The organism is Pseudomonas sp. Z5-35, assembly GCF_051131945.1.
In the GTDB taxonomy this organism is placed as follows: domain Bacteria; phylum Pseudomonadota; class Gammaproteobacteria; order Pseudomonadales; family Pseudomonadaceae; genus Aquipseudomonas; species Aquipseudomonas marvdashtae.
In genome coordinates this window covers 2019285-2036374 of the sequence record NZ_CP071640.1, presented here as the reverse complement: position 1 = coordinate 2036374, position 17090 = coordinate 2019285, and the positions used below count along the sequence as shown (strand labels likewise).

Below are 17090 nucleotides of genomic sequence, written 5' to 3'. Positions count from 1 at the left end.
CATGGCGATCCGGTTCCAATGGTGTCGCTCCCTGGGCGCAGCGGATTTTCCTGCCACAGCTTATGAACAGCTGCGTACCCAAGTGACCGACGCGACACCCTTCAATACCCTGGCCTGGCTGCAAGCAGCGGAATTTGCCCTGCTACCCGACCAGCAACTGCACCTGCTGCTGGGTTGGCAAGAGCAGACCTTGTGCCTTTGCCTGCCGCTGGTATCGGGGCGCGAGCGGATCGGCGGGTTGCCGTTCCGGGTGCTGCGTCACTTGGGTTATCCGCTGGCCGACCGCATTGCTTTGCTGGCGCAATTGGACGCCGAAGGCATGGGCCAGGCATTGATGCAGATTCGTCAGCATTTGCCCCACGCCCTGCTGCAATTGAATGAAGTGACTGAGCCGGTCGGTGAGCAAAGCGTCCTCAGTGCCTGGATGGCGCTCAGTTCCACTGGGGAGCGGCGGCTCAGTTGTCGGGTGCCGGTGCACTTGATCAGCGACAGCGACCGCGAGGAAATTTCTGGCGATCCGCGCTACAAGTTACGCCGCGCACGCAAGCGGATCGCCGCCTGCGGTGCCGAGATTCGCCGGGTGACACCGGACGCCATCAGCATGGGGCAATTGTTGCGAGCCCTCGCCGATGTCGAGGCGGCCAGCTGGAAAGGCGAGGAAGGCGTTGGCATCTTCGCCGACCCGAGGCGCCGGCAATGGATGAACCACGCCTTTACCGCCCTCGCCGCCCAAGGCCAAGTGCGGGTGGTGATGCTGGAGCTCAACGGCGAGTGCATCAGCTATCGCCTCGGCCTGCTGGACCAAGGGCGCCTGTACGACTACAACCTGGCGTTCCTGCCGCAGCATGCCGACCTGGGCAGCGGCCGGGTACTGCTCGAAGAGTGGATTCGCTGGGGACTGGACGAGAACTGGCGCTGGATCGATGCATCACGGGTCAGCCTGGAGAATTCAAGTCATCAACTGCACGAACGCATGACCGGACAGCTGGAGCACTGGCGCTGGAGTTTCTATTCCTGGCAGCCCGACGGCTTGTTCCTTGGACTTGCCTTGCGGCTATGGAAAAGCCTGAAGCCTTGGCTGGGAAAGCGCCGGGCCAGACCGACCGCGACGACGGCATCGTCTCCCAACAAGCCTTCGGAGAATACGCATGCCTCGCCAAGTGATCGTCAACGCTGACGACTTCGGGCTTAGCTTCAGCGAAAACGAACTGATCCTGCGAGCCTTCGAAGCAGGCGTGATCAGCTCCGCTACGGCGATGGCCAACATGCCCGCTTTCGACCAGGCATGCGAGCTGGCCCTGCACCCTCTGCTTGAAGGGCGTATCGGCCTGCATTTCAACCTCAGCTATGGGTCGCCGCTAAGCCATTCAATCACCTCACGGGCGGCGTTCTGCGACGTCAGCGGCGAGTTCGACCTCAACTTGTCGCGTTATTGCTTGCGTCTGAGATCAAAAGATCTGGCGGCGGTGGAAGAAGAACTCCAGGCGCAGTGGCAACATTGCCTGGACCGCGGCCTGCGCCCCAGCCACCTGGATTCGCACCAGCACGTCCACAACATCTGGCCCATCGGAGAAGCAGTCGCACGCTTCGCCGCGCGTCAAGGCGTGCCAATGCGATTGGCCCGCAACCTCGGGCCGAACCTGACCACGCCCAAACGGATTTTCAAGACACTGCTCAACCGTCGCCTGCGTCGACTTTGCGGCGCAACAGCGGACTTCGTCTGCACCCCCGCCGACTTGCACCACGCGGCGCCACCGGGTCATGGCTCGCTTGAGGTGATCGTTCACCCACTGCATCTGGACGGCGATTTTGGCGACGCCAGCCTGGCTCCCGGTAAATCCCTGACCCACGTGCTGCACAGGCGTCTGGCGGGAGTGCCGAAGGTCGGGTATGGCGAGAGTGGGCGCGGGATCGAGCTGCTCGACCTGAGGGATATGCCGTGACAAGAGGCCGCTATGCGGCCCAGCGGGAGCAAGCTCCCTCGCCACGAGTTCACCTCAGCTCCCAGGGCATATCCTGGTCAGCGCGAACGCCGACCTCCTTGGCATTGACGTGCTCGTTCCAGCGTATCTGACGAATGGCGGCCGCCCTTTATCGGTCGAGCTTTTTCTCAACTTGCCGGACCTTGTCCTGCAGTTTTTCAGCGTCCTGCTCGTGGCTCTTGATCGACTTCGGCGTGATCGTTTTATCCACCTTGTCGGTCGCCGGATCGGGGCGCTGCACGTCGCGTTCCACCACCGGCACCGGCTCGCCGACGGCGTCCTTCGCGGGTGCAGCGTTGCCGACGGGTGTTTGCCCTTTGGAATGCTCAGGCGTCATGGCTTCGTCCTCGATATTGATACGTGTCGAGTTTTCGAGTCGGGCGAAACGGTGAGAGTTCGATCGGGTTACCTACCGTCTGGAGGCACAACGAGGCCCTCGTGGCGAGGGGATTAGTCCCCGCTGGGCTGCGCAGCAGTCGTAAGCACACCGTCCGAAATTCCAGCGTACCCTGGAAGGAATCTGCTAAAACGCAGCTTCTGCCCCAAGTAGCGAATCGCGTCGATGTCCTCATCTTTTCTCTCTCGCCTCAAGCAACGTTGGCTGGCCTGGTTTTTCATGGCTGCGCTGGTGGTCGGCCTGCCGGTGGGCTGCGCCGTGTTGCAGCACAAGGAGCGCGAATTGGTGTTTCGCATCGAGCCGGGGACCGCAAGCTGGTTCAGCGGGCTCCCCAGCGGGGTGCAGGAGTTCGATCTCAAGCCGAAAAGCTTCAAGGCCGGGGAAAATATCCATGGCTGGTGGTGGCCGGCCGAACGCAAGAATGCCCCGGCCATCCTGTACCTGCATGGTGTGCGGTGGAACCTGACCGGCCAGTTGTTTCGCATCCAGCAACTGAGGGCGCTGGGCTATTCGGTGCTGGCCATCGATTACCGCGGTTTCGGCAAGAGCCAGGGCGACCTGCCGTCGGAAGCCAGCGTCTATGAGGACGCGCGAATCGCTTGGGAGCGTCTCGAAGTGCTGCAACCGGACCCGGCGCTTCGGCTGATCTACGGCCACTCCCTGGGCGGCGCGGTCGCCGTCGACCTCGCGGCGCAACTGGGCCAGGAAGCCGCCAGCAATGGCAGCGTCGTGCCGGCCCGGGGCTTGGTCATCGAATCCACCTTCACGTCCCTTGGCGATGTCGCCACCGCGATGGCCAACACCTCCTTGCCGGTGCGCTGGTTGCTGTCGCAGAAGTTCGATTCCATCGACAAGATCGGCGAGATCAACATGCCGTTGCTGGTCGTCCACGGCGCCGCCGACCGCTATGTACCGCCGCGCTTCAGCGAGCAGTTGTTCAATGCCGCCCGCGAGCCCAAGCACCTGTTGCTGGTGCCGGGGGCCACCCACAACAACAGCATGAGCCTGGCGGGCCGGACTTATCGGCAGGCACTGGATACATTGATGAAAACCACAACGTCGCCTGTCGCAGGACGCGCTGGCGCCAGTCCGGCCAAGGCCGGTTGACGCCTGCTGCTCGTTCAAACATTTGTAGGAAAAAGCATCAGCTCCCCTGATATTCCGCTCGCGGGCAAAAAAAACGGCACCTTTCGGTGCCGTTCGTTTGTCACGCTTGAAGCATTACTTGCGTGCCGCCTCCCACGATTTCAACAGCTCGGTGTAGCTCACGGTTTCGCCTTTAGGCTTCTCGTTCGCCAGTTTCGGCTTCGGTGCACCCGGTTGGTCGAACCAGTATTGCGCGTCGCGCTCAGGGTTCATCTTAGGTGCGCAGGTGGCCTGGGCCTTGGAGCGTTCCAGACGGGTCATGATCGCGTCCTGATCCTTGGCCAGGCCGTCGAGGGCCTGTTGCGGAGTCTTCTCGCCGCTGGCAGCTTCGGCGATGTGGCTCCACCACAGTTGTGCCAGGCGTGGATAGTCCGGCACGTTGGTCCCGGTCGGCGACCATTGCACGCGGGCCGGGCTGCGATAGAACTCCACCAGGCCACCGAGTTTCGGCGCCAGGTCGGTCATCGCCTGGGAGTTGATGTCCGACTCACGAATCGGCGTCAGGCCAACGATGGTCTTCTTCAACGATACGGTCTTGGACGTCACGAACTGCGCATAGAGCCAGGCCGCGAGTTTCTGTTTCTCAGGCGTGGACTTCATGAACGTCCAGGACCCCACGTCCTGATAGCCCAGCTTCATGCCCTCTTCCCAATACGGACCGCGCGGCGAAGGCGCCATGCGCCATTTCGGCGTGCCATCGGCGTTCACCACCGGCAGGCCGGGCTTGGTCATGTCGGCGGTGAATGCGGTGTACCAGAAAATCTGCTGGGCAATGTTGCCCTGGGCCGGCACCGGTCCGGATTCGGAGAACGTCATGCCCGCCGCTTCCGGTGGCGCGTACTTCTTCATCCAGTCCACGTATTTGGTGGTGGCGAACACGGCCGCAGGGCCGTTGGTGTCGCCGCCGCGGGTCACGCTGGAACCGACCGGATGACAGTCTTCGACGCGAATGCCCCACTCGTCCACCGGCAAACCGTTGGGCAGGCCCTTGTCGCCACCGCCGGCCATGGAGAACCAGGCGTCGGTGAAGCGCCAGCCCAGGGATGGGTCTTTCTTGCCGTAGTCCATGTGGCCGTAGACGCGCTTGCCGTCGATCTCCTTGACGTCCTCGGAGAAGAACTTGGCGATGTCTTCATAAGCCGACCAGTTCACCGGTACACCCAGCTCGTAGCCGTATTTTTCCTTGAACTTGGCCTTCAGGTCCGCACGTTCGAACCAGTCGGCGCGGAACCAGTACAGGTTGGCGAACTGCTGGTCGGGCAGTTGATAGACCTTGCCGTCCGGCGCGGTGGTGAAGGAAATGCCGATGAAGTCCTTGAGATCCAGTGTCGGCGAGGTGAAATTCTTGCCTTCGTTGGCCATCAGGTCGGTGATCGACTCGGTCTTGCCGTAGCGAAAGTGCGTACCGATCAGGTCCGAGTCGTTGACCCAGCCGTCATAGATATTCTTGTCCGACTGCATCTGGGTCTGCAGCTTCTCCACCACGTCGCCTTCCTGGAGCAGGTCGTGGGTCAGCTGGATCCCGGTGATTTCGTTAAACGCCTTGGCCAGTACCTTGGATTCATATTCGTGAGTGGCGATGGTTTCCGACACCACGTTGATTTTCATCCCGCGAAACGGTTCGGCAGCCTTGATGAACCACTTGAGTTCTTCGAGCTGCTGCTCGGCTGTCAGGGTCGACGGCTTGAATTCACTCCCGATCCATTTTTTAGCGGCGTCTTCATAGGCGTCGGCCCAGGCCGCAGCGCTCAGCCCGCTGAGTGCCAGCATGGCTGCCAATGAAACGCTATGTCGCAGCTTATTGTTTTTATCGAACATAGAGACCTCCTGTTTGGGTTTAAGAGCTTTCGTCGAACCTTTGCGACTAGCCCCACCGCATCACTGCCAACAGCCACACCAAAGACAACGCGAACGCTATCCAGATGCTCCAGTCGGTAACGCCGATTACCAGCAGATGCAGGTAGGCGCTACCGAGAAGACCGATAAACAACCGATCACCACGGGTCGTGGCAATCGGCAGGAAACCACGTCGAGGGATACTCGGCGAACGCAGTTCCCACGTTGTCATGCCTGCCAGCAGCAAGGCGATGACCCCAAAGAATGCCGCCGTCGGGGCGGTCCAGTTCATCCATTCCATCATCGACTCCTCAGACCCGGCCCAGGGCAAAGCCCTTGGCCACGTGGTTGCGAACGAACCAGATCACCAGCATGCCCGGCAGGATGGTCAACACCCCCGCCGCCGCCAGCACACCCCAGTCGATACCGGACGCCGACACCGTGCGGGTCATGACCGCCGCGATCGGCTTGGCATTCACCGAGGTCAATGTCCGGGCCAGCAACAGCTCGACCCAGGAGAACATGAAGCAGAAAAATGCCGTGACACCAATGCCGGACCCGATCAACGGAATGAATATCTTGGTGAAGAACTTGGGGAAACTGTAGCCGTCAATGTAGGCGGTCTCGTCAATTTCTTTTGGCACCCCGGACATGAAGCCTTCGAGGATCCACACCGCCAGCGGCACGTTGAACAGGCAATGAGCCAGGGCCACGGCGATGTGGGTGTCGAACAGCCCAATTGATGAATACAGCTGGAAGAACGGCAGCAGGAACACCGCCGGTGGCGCCATGCGGTTGGTCAGCAGCCAGAAGAACAGGTGCTTGTCGCCAAGAAAGCGGTAGCGCGAGAACGCATAGGCCGCCGGCAGCGCGACCGCCAGGGAAATCACCGTGTTCAGGCTGACGTAGTACAGCGAGTTGAGGTAGCCGGTGTACCAGCTCGGGTCGGTGAAGATCACCTTGTAGTTTTGGAAGGTGAAATCCTGCGGCCACAGCGTCAGGCCGCCGAGGATTTCGGTGTTGCTCTTGAACGACATGTTCAGCAGCCAGTAGATGGGCACCAGCAGGAACAGGATGTAGATCAAAAGCGGAATCAGCTTTCTCTTGCTCATTGTGCGGGCCTCAACGGTTGGCGTCGGAGTGCGTCATGGCGGTATAGAACAGCCAGGACACCAACAGAATGATCAGGAAGTACACCAGGGAAAACGCCGCCGCCGGGCCCAGGTCGAATTGACCGATGGCCATCTGCGTCAGGGTCTGGCTGAGGAACGTCGTGGCGTTGCCCGGCCCGCCGCCGGTGAGTACGAACGGCTCGGTATAGATCATGAAGCTGTCCATGAATCGCAGCATCACGGCGATCAGCAGCACGCTTTTCATCTTCGGCAACTGAATGTGGCGGAACACCGCCCAGCTGGATGCACGATCGATCCGCGCCGCTTGATAGTAGACGTCTGGAATCGCCCGCAACCCCGAATAGCACAGCAGCGCCACCAGCGAAGTCCAGTGCCAGACGTCCATCACCAGCACCGTGACCCAGGCGTCCATGGTGTTGGCTGCGTAGTTGTAGTTGATGCCCATGGCGTTGAGCGTCGAACCCAGCAGGCCGATGTCAGCGCGGCCGAAAATCTGCCAGATGGTGCCCACCACGTTCCACGGGATCAGCAGCGGAATCGCCAGGATGATCAACACCAGGGACGACCATTTGCCCTTGGTCGGCATGGTCAGGGCGATGGCGATCCCCAGCGGGATCTCAATCAGCAGCACGCACGCCGAGTAGATGAACTGGCGCAGCAGTGAATCGTGCAGGCGTGGATCGAGCAGCACCTGCCGGTACCAGTCGGCGCCGACGAAGTAGCGGCTGGACTGGTCAAAAATGTCCTGCACCGAATAGTTGACCACGGTCATCATCGGGATCACGGCGCTGAAGGCCACCAGCAGAAATACCGGCAGCACCAGCCACCAGGCCTTGTTGTTCTGCACCTTGTTCATGGCTGCACCTCGCCTGCGGACTCAAGCAGATATTCATCGGCATAGACCATCAGCCATTGGGCCGGGAAACTGATGTACGCCGTACCTTCCGGCACCGGCTTGTCTTCGGCCAGGCGCACTTTCAGCGGTGCGCCATCGAGGTTCAGGGTCAGGATCTTGTAGGTACCCAGGTCTTCGACGTGCACGACCTCGGCTCGCATCGCGTCGTCGTAAGGACCGTCCCAGACATGGATGAATTCCGGACGGATACCGACCTTCAGGCTTTTGCCCTCGGCTTCGGCGACACGCCGTTGCAAAGTGTCCGAGAGCGGCAAGTGGGTCGAGGCAAAACCGACGCCGCCGGACTGCGCCGTGACCTCGATCAGGTTCATGCCGGGGCTGCCGATGAAATAGCCGACAAAGGTGTGGCTCGGGCGCTCGAACAAATCCCGGGGCGTGCCGAACTGGACGATCTGGCCGCCGTACATCACCGCGATCTTGTCGGCGAACGTCGAGGCTTCCAGCTGGTCGTGGGTGACGTAGACCATGGTGATGTTGAACTGCTCGTGGATCTGCTTGAGCTTGCGCCGCAATTTCCATTTCAGGTGCGGGTCGATCACCGTCAGCGGCTCGTCGAACAGGATCGCGGACACATCGTCACGCACCAGCCCGCGGCCCATGGAGACTTTCTGTTTTTCGTCGGCGGTGAGGTTGCGAGCCTTTTTATCCAGCAGACTCTGCAGGTCGAGGACCTCGGCGATTTCCTGCACCTTGGTGTGGATTCGCGCCTCGGCCATGCCCTGGTTGCGCAGCGGGAACGCCAAGTTGTCGAACACCGTCATGGTGTCGTACACCACGGGGAACTGGAACACCTGGGCGATGTTGCGGCGCTCCGGGGTCAGGTCGTTGACCACTTTACTGTCGAACATCACCTGCCCTTCGGAGGGGCTGAGCAAACCGGAGATGATGTTGAGCAAGGTCGACTTGCCGCAGCCAGAAGGCCCGAGCAGCGCGTAGGCACCGCCCTGTTCCCAGATATGGTTCATCTCGCGAATCGCGTAGTCTTCGGGGCCCGCCGGGGTGCTGGTGTAGCTGTGGGCGAGGTTCTGCAAACGAATTTCGGCCATCAGGCAACCCTCGCAATGCGCTGCCCGGGGGCTTGGACGAGCTTGCCCTGGGCATCGAAGACAAACAGTTTGTGGGTCGGAATATAGATGCGGATCGGTGCGTCGACGTCGTATTCGTGCACGCCGGGCAAATGCAGGACGAGCAGGAAGTGTTCGTTGCGCACGTGCAGGAACGTCTCCGAACCGCTGATCTCGGCCACCTCGACGGTCACCGCCAGCTCCAGGTCGTCATCGTTGCTCGGCACCAGGGAGATATGGCTGGGGCGCACGCCGAAACGGAACTCGCCCTCGCCCACCGGACGCAGGTCGACGTTCAGCGGGAAGTGCACGAAGTTGGCGAAGCTGACCTCATTGCCGGCAATGCGTCCCGGCATGAGGTTGATCGGTGGCTCGGAAAACAATTCGGCGGCCAGCACGGTTTGCGGCTGGTGATACACCGAGGACGACTTGCCGCTCTGGATCACCCGGCCTTCATGCAGGATCGTCGTGGTACCGCCCAGGGCCAACGCTTCGTTCGGCTCGGTGGTGGCGTAGACGGCGATGGTGTGGCGAGCCTGGAACAGCTCGCGCATTTCCTGGCGCAGTTCTTCACGCAGCTTGTAATCGAGGTTCACCAGCGGCTCGTCGAACAGGATCAGTTCGGCGTCCTTGACCAGCGCACGGGCCATGGCCGTGCGTTGCTGCTGGCCGCCGGACAGCTCCAGCGGATGACGCTTGAGGAATTTTTCGATCCGCAGCATCTTCGCGGTTTCCAGGACCTTGCCCTGGATAATCTCCTCGGACACACCGGCCTGGCGCAACGGCGAGGCGATGTTTTCGAAAACGGTCATGGTCGGGTAGTTGATGAACTGCTGATAGACCATCGATACATTGCGCAGCCGCACCGGCCGCTTGGTGACATCGACGCCGTTCATCAGGATGCGACCGCTGTCGGGCTTGTCCAGCCCAGCCATCAAGCGCATGAGGCTGGTCTTGCCGGACAGCGTGCGGCCCAGCAGGACGTTGAAGGATCCGGGTTCGAAACTCAGATTGGCATCGTCGATCCAGGTCTGGCCTTCGACGGTGCGACAGATGTGCTCAAGCTGTAATGACATGGCTCGGCCTTTTTATTATTTGGAGTCAAGCGACCCAGGTGCAAAAGCGAAAGCCGTGCCAGAAATCGCAAGCCCATGATTTTATTAGAATAGGTTTCTGTTAAACGGAAAATGGCATTCGCGGATGAACACAAGTGAACAATGAGGAATGAACAACTGAACAATGGGCAGGTTGACAATGAACAATTTTGAACAACACTGAATGAACGCTTTCGGTTAGCCTGGCCTCCAGTCGATGGAGGCGCGATTGCCCCAGCACATGGAGTCTGTGCGAGACTTGCCACAACAATAAAAAATCGCACCTACGAGAGTGCCCCATGGCCGCACCTGCTCCTGCCTTGACCCACGAGGCCATCATCCAAGCCTCCTGGTCCCGCTGCCGCGCCTTTGGCCTGAATCACCAGAGCGTGCCCGCGTTCGACCAACTGCCCGCCGAGGGCATCGCCCAGTTGCTGGAAAGCCAGCATTCATTGGTGCAGACCACGCACCAGGAAGTCCTGCCGTATTACGAGAACATCCTGAGCAATTCCAATTGCCTGATCATGCTGGCCGACAATCAGGGCCAGGTGCTGACGTCCTGGGGCACCCAGCGTTTCATCGAGCCGAAACTGGCCCATGGCTTCAGCGCCGGGGCGAGCTGGATGGAACGCTGCACGGGCACCAACGCCATCGGCACCGCATTGGCTTGCGAACAGGCTGTGCACATCGAACACGATGAACACTTCCTCAAGGCCAACCGCTTCATGACCGGCTCCGCGGCGCCGATCTTCGACGCCGAGCGCAAGGTCATCGCGGTGCTGGACGTCTCCAGCGACAGCTACCTGCCGCCATCCCACACCCTGGGCATGGTCAAGATGATGAGCCAGACCGTGGAGAACCGGCTGATCCTCAACCTGTTTCGCGGTGAGCACTTCCAACTGACCTTCAACACTGGACTGAACAACCTCGACAGCCAATGGGCCGGGTTGCTGATTTTCGATGAGAGCGGCCAGGTGCTTTCGGCCAACCGCCGCGCCGACAACCTGTTGGGCCTCAGCCTGTCGCGGGTGAGCATCGAAAGCCTGTTCAAGGTCTCGCTGATGGAATTGCTCAACCAGCCCGACGGCCTGCCGTTCGCCTTGCAGGCGTCCGGACGCAATCGATTCCAGTGCCTGCTCAGGCGGCCGAAGCAGGTTTTGATCAAGCCGCGCATCTTCACCGACCCGACGCCCTCGCCTACACACGCCCCTGCCAATACCGCCATCAGCCTCAACACCCTGCACTTGGGCGACAGCCGGGTAGAAAAAGCCGTGCGCCAGGCCGAGCGCTTGCTGGAAAAAGACATTCCGCTGTTGATCCACGGCGAGACCGGCGTCGGCAAGGAAGTCTTCGTCAAAGCCTTGCACCAGGCCAGTTCGCGCTGCAAGCAGGCGTTTATCGCGGTCAACTGCGCGGCGATTCCCGCCGAGCTGGTGGAATCGGAATTGTTCGGTTATGAAAAAGGCGCCTTCACCGGCGCCAACCAGAAGGGCAGCATCGGCCTGATCCGCAAGGCCGATCGTGGCACGCTGTTTCTCGACGAAATCGGCGACATGCCCCTGCCAACCCAGGCCCGCCTGTTGCGAGTATTGCAGGAGCGTTGCGTGCAACCGGTGGGCAGCGCCGAGCTGTTCCCGGTGGACATCCGCATCATTTCCGCCACCAACCGCTCGCTGCGTGAACAGGTGCAACTGGGGCGATTTCGCGAAGATTTGTACTACCGCATCGGCGGCCTGACCCTGGAACTGCCGCCGCTGCGCGAGCGCAGCGACAAGCAAGCACTGTTCCAACGCTTGTGGGAACACCACCGCGAACCGACCCAATGGGCCGGCCTGAGCCGCGAAGTCCTCGATCTGTTCGAGCGCCATCCTTGGCCGGGCAACCTGCGGCAAGTCAGCAGCGTGCTGCAAGTGGCCCTGGCGATGGCCGAGGAACAGCCGATCCGGCCGGAGCATCTGCCCGACGATTTCTTCGTTGACCTGGAAATGGAGCCGGTGGAAACACCGGAACCGCTGACCGTGGACCTGAACGATGCCGAGGACTTGAACCGCCAGTTGCAGGCAGTGGGCGGCAATATTTCACACCTGGCGCGACGGCTCGGGGTCAGCCGCAATACGCTGTACAAACGCCTGCGACAGCTTGAAAGCTGAGACGAAAGCAGCCTCCGAAGAGGCTGCGATTCGTTGGAACACCAAGTTAATCGAACGCACCGTTGAGCACTTCATAGATGATGCCGCTGGCGATCGCCACCAGGATCAAGTCGGTGCCGACCTGTTGCCACTCATAACCGTCATAGTGCGGCAAGCGTCCCAATAAACGTCCGTCGAGCTTCTTCGCGATGCCCGGTGGCAACGGCTTGCCGCGGGCGAGGTTTTTCTGGATGCCCGGCGGCAACGCCGGAGCAGGGTTCCAGTAATCCCGATAACCACCAATCACGCCAAGAATGCCGCCACGGTCGACGCTTGGACCGTTATGCCAATCGCCGCCACCGCCCTGGTTGCCCTTGCCTCCCTGGTTGCCCTTGTTGCCGGCATTACCTTGGCCACCCTTGTTGCCCTGCCCGCCCTTGCCTCCTTGCCCCTGACCTTGATCGAACTGAGCGTTTCCCTTGCCGTTACCCGGGTCCGCAACAACGATTCCGGGACCTGCGACCAAGGCAAAACAGGTCACTGCAGCAATCAACGAGCGTGATTTGAACATGGCAGTTCTCTCGAAAAGGGGATGTCCCCTGTAAAGATATGGAGACTCACAGTGATATTAGTTCCATATCACGCTGCGCGTCGGTTGCCTGCATCGTCAACGTACTTCATGCCCAAGGATGGGTTTGTATTATCAGTGACTTATTTCTGAGGCAAAGTTGAAACGTTGCCGGCCTGAACACCATCGTTTCATGCCGCTGGTCGTTTGGGGAAAGAGGCTTGCATAACGCCGCTGCCTCTGGCGCAAGGTTTGCACCGGAACGTCGTAGCAGCCCCAGGACGACGTCTTTCTGGCGCGGCAGCAAATTCTCATGCTTGGTCAGCCACTGGAGATGTACCGTGTCAACTCTCAATGAAATCGCAGCGAACCACGCGAGAATGGCAAAACTAAAGGAAGAGGAGTCGATGCGGCTGAACGCACTTGAAAGCCAGGTAGTTGGCAGTTTTGAAATGCCGTGCCCGCAAGCAAAGCAGGACATGCCGCTGCACTTTCTGACGATGACCCAAGACCATGTTTTTGCGGAGGCCATGCTCTGAGTGTTGACCTGAGTGCTGGATGAACCTGTCGCCCGTTGATGAACGGGCGATTCAGGATGAGCTGCCTTTTCCCGTTTCCGCCGTCTTCCTGAGCATTCCTTGCTCGCGCGCAGGACTATCGTGATGTCCATCACAGATCAGCTAGCCATTTAAACGACCGGTGCGGTATTTCTGTGCGCAAACGCTTATAAAGCGGGCAGCGCAACGCTTCGGGTTCAAGGCTAAAGACAGAAGCGCAGGACTCTCGGAAGAAATCCACTTTTCATGGAACATAAGGAACGGGAAAATGAGCAGCACTGAACAAGTACAAGGCACCGACAAATACAGCGCCAAATGGCAGGAACGCTTCGCCTTCTTTGACACCTATGGCGCGCCAAACGACCCGCGCTACAAGGAAGCCGTCAAGACGCTGCCAGACTTCAAGAAAAAGATACTGATCAATGCCAACGTCATTGCATTTTTCTTCGGGCCTATCTACCTGTTCGTTCTGGGCCTGTGGAAGAAAAACCTGGCCCTGCTCGGTATTTTCCTGGCAATCAACATCGTATTGAGCGTGATTTTCGCCATCGTCGGCATGGATTTCCCTCGACCTTTGAGCATGGGCCTGAACATTGCCATGTCGATGATGTACGCGCTCATGACCAACTACGCCTATTACTTGAAAGAAGTAAAAGGTGAGCAAGGCTGGAATCCGCTTAAAGGCATGCGCCTCTGACATCAGCCATAAAAATTGCGCAAACAGCCCCGCTTGATTGTCCATTGAGAGTCGCCTGGCGTTACCAGGCCTTCTCAAAGGAACTCGACAATGGCTGACAACTTGAGCAATCGCGGGCCCCAAGACCGGAGCCGCATCAGCACTTCCGAAGATTGGGAAATGAAATACTGGACAAAAGAGTTCGGCGTAACCGAAGACGAACTCAAGGCCGCGGTAAAAACCGTTGGACCGATGGCCGATGATGTTCGCCGTCACCTGAAGAAGTAATGAATAAGCCCCACGTGGCTGTGGGGCTTATTCTCGAAAAAAACAATCCCTGCCCCATCGGCTTAGTGCCTTAGATAAGCTCGTTAGAAAAAATGAATTACCCGTTGCGGCGTTCGGTCAACAATTATGAACGCAGTAATCTGACGAGGTAACAGCAATGACTATCGAAGCAGAGACACTCGTACAACTCACCGAAGCCCTTCAGGATCGCGGCATGGTACTGGTATCCGACGTGGCATTTATCCGCGCCCCGTACCGGCATGACCATCACTGGATCTGCGTGGTCCGGTAAAGGGCTTTGGTTGCTTGCATAAAGTGCATCAGCGGACGGCGCCGCTGCAGTCAGGAAGAACCCGGCGGTATCCCGTCCTTGTTGAAGTCTTTCAAACGCTCACGCTCCTGCTCCGTGGAATGGGCGGGGGTGTCGTCCTTGGGCGGTTCTTTTTTCTGTTCGTCAGTCATGGGCATATCCTCTTGGTGATAGGCATTCGGCAGGCCATGGCGTCGGCAGTTCAAACTCTTCACGTCTTCAACAGCCCGTTACAGTCCGTCCTCTTGAATGTCACCCACCCGCAGCTCGCGCACACCGCCTTCTGCAGTGAACCGGACGACGGCGCCCTTTCCTTGCGTCAAGGCAAGTACGTGATCAATCAACGCGTCATGACTGTCGGCCTGCAGGATCGGTTTGTAGCCATGGGACTTGTAGAGGGTCCAACGGTCGTTCTCGAATTCAATCCTGTACACGTCCACTGCCGAGCACTCCGATGATGTTGCCGATAGATACGCTAAGGCGATTGAGTGTTCCGGTTTGAAAGTGATCCTACCGATTGAGGTTCAAATCGAATCCAAAGGCGTTCTCTTGTCACGCGCGCGATCCCACAACCGCACTTCCAGGCTGTTATGCACCGCCGTTGCACAGACTGCCGCCTGGCCGGTAGCGACACTGATTTGCTTGAGCGAATCAACGACGTCTCCAACCGCGTACAAACCTTCGACGCAAGTCGCCTGATGCGCGTCGACGCATAGCGCACCCTGCTCGTCGGTTTCGGCGCCGAGCTGCACCGCCAGTTCGGAGCACACCTGCGAACCCAGTGAGGGGTACACAATGTCGAAGCAGAGGCTCTGGCCCTTGCAGGTTTTTACTTGGACCTGATCGTCGCTGGCCTCGATGTGCTCGACCCTATCGCCAATGAGGCGAATGCCGGCATGCTTCGCCACCGCAACGGCTTCTTCGCAGGCTTGGCTCTCGCCATAAACCAACACCGTCACCCGGTCGGTGAAGTTGCGCAAAAACAATCCGTGGCTGATTGCGCAGCTCGCTTCGCCATATACCGCGACGTTGTCGCCGTTGACTTCGTAGCCATCGCAAATCGCGCAGAGGCGGATCACCGATTGCGCAACCGCATCGTAGGGGCGCTCCATGTGGGGCAGCGTGTCGACGATTCCGGTCGCCAATACGACGCGGCGCGCAATCAGTTCCCGGCCGTTCAGTTGCGCGACAAAACCTGCGCGGTGCTTGATCAGGCGCTTCACCCTTCCCGATTCGATGATCGCGCCGTAGCGCAAGGCCTGCTCTCGCAGCCGGGTGAGCAAGTCCCTTCCAGAGATGCCCGGTGGGAATCCCGGATAATTATGGGACCGTGGAATGAGACTCGCGCGGCTGCGACCACCGTCGGCCACCAAGACCTGCCGATGGAAGCGACTCAAATACACGGCGGTGGTCAACCCGGCGGGGCCAGCGCCGATGATCAGACAATCAAGGTCGACGTGCCCAGCCTCGGTGGAGGCTGATTCTGGCCGAGCGAACAGCTCGTCATAGTCGTCGGGGGCTAAGGGCATCACCTGTTCCTCGTGCTTGCGGTGTCATTAGCAGTGACTCGAACTGAACGACAAAAGATTGCCTGGGCCGACAGACGGCCGTTTATGCCGTTTTATCAATGACTTGGCGCCCTTCCGTTTGTCCTGTGCGGCAGATCCGCGCGTGAACTTGCGGCTCGCGGCTCTTTTCGAAACTGAAAGAAACCTTGTCGAACAACGCGCACAGAAGGAGCCGCCCAATGGACGCCCCCCGAGAAATCACTTACAGCCAATTCCCACCCATCGAGCATCCTCGGCGCAGCGGCATGCTGCCCGTCGACGACCTGCATACGCTTTATTGGGAAGAGAGCGGCAACCCCGACGGTGTGCCGGTCGTGTACCTTCATGGGGGACCCGGAGAAGGTGCTCCGCCGACCAAACGGCAATTTTGGGACCCGGATCATTACCGCATCGTATTGTTCGATCAGCGCGGTTCCCTTCGCTCGACGCCCTTGGCGGAACTGCGCAACAACACCACCCAGGCACTCGTCAACGACATCGAGGCGTTACGGGAGCACCTGGGAATCGATCGATGGTTGATCACCGGTGGCTCGTGGGGCACCACCTTGGCATTGGCCTATGGCGAGGCGCATCCGCAACGCTGCCTTGGCTTCCTTCTGCGAGGGGTTTTCCTGGGCACGGGCGACGAAATCGACTGGTTCATCCTCGGCATGCGACGCTTTTTCCCCCGTGCCCACGAAGACTTCGTGAACTTCATTCCCGAAGCCGAACGGCACGACCTCTTGGAGGCCTACCTGGACCGCATGACCGGCGACGACGAGCAGCTCCGCATGGAAGCGATCCGCGGCTGGGTGCGCTATTCCGCCAGCTGTTCGTTATTACGCCACGACCCTGACGGCGTGGAAGAACAAGCTTCGGACGATCAGACCAGCATCGGCATGGGGTGCCTGGATGCCTGGTACTTCAAGAACAAACTGTTCCTGGAGGAAGATCAACTCATTCGCGACATCGAGGTCATCGCCCATCTGCCCTGTAGAATCATTCAGGGCGGGCACGACATGATCGCGACGCCGAACTCGGCCTTTCGCCTGCACAAGGCGTGGCCAGGCTCGGTACTGACGGTGGTCAACGATGCCGGGCACTCGCCTTCCGAGACGGGGATCATCAGTGCGCTGATTGAAGCGACGGAGCAGTTCAAGCAACGTGGGGAATTCAGTTAGGCGCTGACGGGACGCTATGAAGCCTGCACCAAGCCGGTCTTCAATGAAGCACTCTGCGACTTTCCCCGATCCTTATACGATCAAGCGCACGGTTCAACGCATCCAGCGCCTTTAAAAGCGCCTGCGCTTCAACTTCTCGGCCATCCCCCCACAGGCGCTCAGCCATTTTGTTGAGCGCCAGGATTGAACGCTCGATTTCGGCGGCAGTCGCTGCCGGTTTTTCATCGGGCTGTTTTTTTGGCATTGGGTGATCCTTCCTGAGGCAT

The 17090-nt window shown here is 59.6% G+C and carries 20 protein-coding genes; 9 read left to right on the top strand and 11 right to left on the bottom strand.

Annotation, left to right across the window (positions count from 1 at the left end; all coding sequences use genetic code 11):
• Position 1 precedes the first annotated feature (1 nt).
• Both J3P95_RS09600 and J3P95_RS09595 read left to right on the top strand, forming a co-directional pair.
• Positions 2–1177: a GNAT family N-acetyltransferase gene (locus J3P95_RS09600; RefSeq protein WP_434577671.1), complete on the top strand. Its 1176-nt coding sequence runs from the start codon at positions 2–4 to the stop codon at positions 1175–1177.
• Entirely contained in the window at positions 1149–1943 is a 795-nt protein-coding gene (locus J3P95_RS09595; protein ID WP_434577673.1) for a ChbG/HpnK family deacetylase, read from the top strand. The genes J3P95_RS09600 and J3P95_RS09595 overlap by 29 nt, the downstream gene beginning before the upstream one ends.
• A 148-nt stretch (positions 1944–2091) precedes the next feature.
• Here J3P95_RS09595 and J3P95_RS09590 read toward each other — a convergent pair whose 3' ends face one another.
• The gene (locus J3P95_RS09590) at positions 2092–2319 is read right to left on the bottom strand and encodes a hypothetical protein (protein WP_434562444.1); all 228 of its coding nucleotides are present in this window, start codon (positions 2317–2319) and stop codon (positions 2092–2094) included.
• 225 nt (positions 2320–2544) lie between these two features.
• On the opposite strand from J3P95_RS09590, the gene J3P95_RS09585 reads away from it, so the two are divergent.
• Complete coding sequence (locus tag J3P95_RS09585; RefSeq protein WP_434577675.1) at positions 2545–3486, top strand: alpha/beta hydrolase; 942 nt, start codon at positions 2545–2547, stop codon at positions 3484–3486.
• 114 nt (positions 3487–3600) lie between these two features.
• Here J3P95_RS09585 and J3P95_RS09580 read toward each other — a convergent pair whose 3' ends face one another.
• The 6 genes from J3P95_RS09580 to J3P95_RS09555 are packed head-to-tail and all read right to left on the bottom strand — an operon-like array spanning position 3601 to position 9550.
• A complete protein-coding gene (locus J3P95_RS09580; protein WP_434562440.1) occupies positions 3601–5343 on the bottom strand; it encodes an ABC transporter substrate-binding protein in 1743 nt (580 codons plus the stop codon).
• A gap of 46 nt (positions 5344–5389) precedes the next feature.
• The gene (locus J3P95_RS09575; protein WP_025212861.1) at positions 5390–5662 is read right to left on the bottom strand and encodes a DUF2160 domain-containing protein; all 273 of its coding nucleotides are present in this window, start codon (positions 5660–5662) and stop codon (positions 5390–5392) included.
• A 10-nt stretch (positions 5663–5672) separates the two neighbouring features.
• Positions 5673–6473: a carbohydrate ABC transporter permease gene (locus J3P95_RS09570; protein ID WP_434562438.1), complete on the bottom strand. Its 801-nt coding sequence runs from the start codon at positions 6471–6473 to the stop codon at positions 5673–5675.
• 10 nt (positions 6474–6483) lie between these two features.
• Positions 6484–7350 (bottom strand): carbohydrate ABC transporter permease, encoded by an 867-nt coding sequence (locus J3P95_RS09565; RefSeq protein ID WP_186639844.1) that lies wholly within the window; start codon positions 7348–7350, stop codon positions 6484–6486.
• Positions 7347–8456 carry an ABC transporter ATP-binding protein gene (locus J3P95_RS09560; RefSeq protein ID WP_434562436.1) on the bottom strand — a complete coding sequence of 370 codons (1110 nt, stop codon included), beginning with the start codon at positions 8454–8456 and terminating at the stop codon, positions 7347–7349. Before J3P95_RS09560 ends, J3P95_RS09565 begins: the two co-directional genes overlap by 4 nt.
• Complete coding sequence (locus J3P95_RS09555) at positions 8456–9550, bottom strand: ABC transporter ATP-binding protein (protein ID WP_434562434.1); 1095 nt, start codon at positions 9548–9550, stop codon at positions 8456–8458. The genes J3P95_RS09560 and J3P95_RS09555 overlap by 1 nt, the downstream gene beginning before the upstream one ends.
• Before the next feature lie 317 nt (positions 9551–9867).
• Between J3P95_RS09555 and J3P95_RS09550 the strand changes: the two genes are divergently transcribed.
• Complete coding sequence (locus J3P95_RS09550; protein WP_434577679.1) at positions 9868–11718, top strand: sigma-54-dependent Fis family transcriptional regulator; 1851 nt, start codon at positions 9868–9870, stop codon at positions 11716–11718.
• 46 nt (positions 11719–11764) lie between these two features.
• Here the strand turns inward: J3P95_RS09550 and J3P95_RS09545 are convergent, their stop codons facing one another.
• On the bottom strand, positions 11765–12268 hold the full coding sequence (locus tag J3P95_RS09545) for an anti-virulence regulator CigR family protein (protein ID WP_434577680.1): 504 nt from the start codon (positions 12266–12268) through the stop codon (positions 11765–11767).
• A gap of 338 nt (positions 12269–12606) precedes the next feature.
• On the opposite strand from J3P95_RS09545, the gene J3P95_RS09540 reads away from it, so the two are divergent.
• From J3P95_RS09540 to J3P95_RS09525, 4 genes are all read left to right on the top strand, one after another.
• Positions 12607–12804, top strand: coding sequence for a hypothetical protein (locus J3P95_RS09540; protein ID WP_434562428.1), 198 nt, complete (start codon positions 12607–12609; stop codon positions 12802–12804).
• Between the two features lie 286 nt (positions 12805–13090).
• Positions 13091–13519 (top strand): DUF2628 domain-containing protein, encoded by a 429-nt coding sequence (locus tag J3P95_RS09535; protein ID WP_186639854.1) that lies wholly within the window; start codon positions 13091–13093, stop codon positions 13517–13519.
• A 90-nt stretch (positions 13520–13609) separates the two neighbouring features.
• Entirely contained in the window at positions 13610–13786 is a 177-nt protein-coding gene (locus tag J3P95_RS09530; RefSeq protein WP_434562424.1) for a DUF3606 domain-containing protein, read from the top strand.
• 157 nt (positions 13787–13943) lie between these two features.
• Positions 13944–14078: a hypothetical protein gene (locus J3P95_RS09525; RefSeq protein ID WP_434562422.1), complete on the top strand. Its 135-nt coding sequence runs from the start codon at positions 13944–13946 to the stop codon at positions 14076–14078.
• 248 nt (positions 14079–14326) lie between these two features.
• Here the strand turns inward: J3P95_RS09525 and J3P95_RS09520 are convergent, their stop codons facing one another.
• A complete protein-coding gene (locus J3P95_RS09520) occupies positions 14327–14530 on the bottom strand; it encodes a hypothetical protein (protein WP_434562420.1) in 204 nt (67 codons plus the stop codon).
• Positions 14531–14620: 90 nt separating this feature from the next.
• Complete coding sequence (locus tag J3P95_RS09515) at positions 14621–15625, bottom strand: NAD(P)/FAD-dependent oxidoreductase (protein WP_434577683.1); 1005 nt, start codon at positions 15623–15625, stop codon at positions 14621–14623.
• A gap of 218 nt (positions 15626–15843) precedes the next feature.
• Here J3P95_RS09515 and pip point away from each other — a divergent pair, with 218 nt between their 5' ends.
• Positions 15844–16824 (top strand): prolyl aminopeptidase, encoded by a 981-nt coding sequence (gene pip, locus J3P95_RS09510; RefSeq protein ID WP_434577685.1) that lies wholly within the window; start codon positions 15844–15846, stop codon positions 16822–16824.
• A gap of 40 nt (positions 16825–16864) precedes the next feature.
• On the opposite strand, the gene J3P95_RS09505 is transcribed toward pip, so the two are convergent.
• Complete coding sequence (locus J3P95_RS09505; RefSeq protein ID WP_434562414.1) at positions 16865–17068, bottom strand: hypothetical protein; 204 nt, start codon at positions 17066–17068, stop codon at positions 16865–16867.
• Positions 17069–17090 lie beyond the last annotated feature (22 nt).

Coding starts and splice junctions, on each gene's coding strand:
- J3P95_RS09505 (WP_434562414.1), bottom strand. CDS start 17,068: ATGCCAAAAAAACAGCCCGATGAAAAACCGGCAGCGACTGCCGCCGAA.
- J3P95_RS09550 (WP_434577679.1), top strand. CDS start 9,868: ATGGCCGCACCTGCTCCTGCCTTGACCCACGAGGCCATCATCCAAGCC.
- J3P95_RS09585 (WP_434577675.1), top strand. CDS start 2,545: ATGTCCTCATCTTTTCTCTCTCGCCTCAAGCAACGTTGGCTGGCCTGG.
- J3P95_RS09580 (WP_434562440.1), bottom strand. CDS start 5,343: ATGTTCGATAAAAACAATAAGCTGCGACATAGCGTTTCATTGGCAGCC.
- J3P95_RS09530 (WP_434562424.1), top strand. CDS start 13,610: ATGGCTGACAACTTGAGCAATCGCGGGCCCCAAGACCGGAGCCGCATC.
- J3P95_RS09555 (WP_434562434.1), bottom strand. CDS start 9,550: ATGTCATTACAGCTTGAGCACATCTGTCGCACCGTCGAAGGCCAGACC.
- J3P95_RS09525 (WP_434562422.1), top strand. CDS start 13,944: ATGACTATCGAAGCAGAGACACTCGTACAACTCACCGAAGCCCTTCAG.
- J3P95_RS09515 (WP_434577683.1), bottom strand. CDS start 15,625: ATGCCCTTAGCCCCCGACGACTATGACGAGCTGTTCGCTCGGCCAGAA.
- J3P95_RS09595 (WP_434577673.1), top strand. CDS start 1,149: ATGCCTCGCCAAGTGATCGTCAACGCTGACGACTTCGGGCTTAGCTTC.
- pip (WP_434577685.1), top strand. CDS start 15,844: ATGGACGCCCCCCGAGAAATCACTTACAGCCAATTCCCACCCATCGAG.
- J3P95_RS09575 (WP_025212861.1), bottom strand. CDS start 5,662: ATGGAATGGATGAACTGGACCGCCCCGACGGCGGCATTCTTTGGGGTC.
- J3P95_RS09535 (WP_186639854.1), top strand. CDS start 13,091: ATGAGCAGCACTGAACAAGTACAAGGCACCGACAAATACAGCGCCAAA.
- J3P95_RS09560 (WP_434562436.1), bottom strand. CDS start 8,456: ATGGCCGAAATTCGTTTGCAGAACCTCGCCCACAGCTACACCAGCACC.
- J3P95_RS09600 (WP_434577671.1), top strand. CDS start 2: ATGGCGATCCGGTTCCAATGGTGTCGCTCCCTGGGCGCAGCGGATTTT.
- J3P95_RS09570 (WP_434562438.1), bottom strand. CDS start 6,473: ATGAGCAAGAGAAAGCTGATTCCGCTTTTGATCTACATCCTGTTCCTG.
- J3P95_RS09545 (WP_434577680.1), bottom strand. CDS start 12,268: ATGTTCAAATCACGCTCGTTGATTGCTGCAGTGACCTGTTTTGCCTTG.
- J3P95_RS09565 (WP_186639844.1), bottom strand. CDS start 7,350: ATGAACAAGGTGCAGAACAACAAGGCCTGGTGGCTGGTGCTGCCGGTA.
- J3P95_RS09590 (WP_434562444.1), bottom strand. CDS start 2,319: ATGACGCCTGAGCATTCCAAAGGGCAAACACCCGTCGGCAACGCTGCA.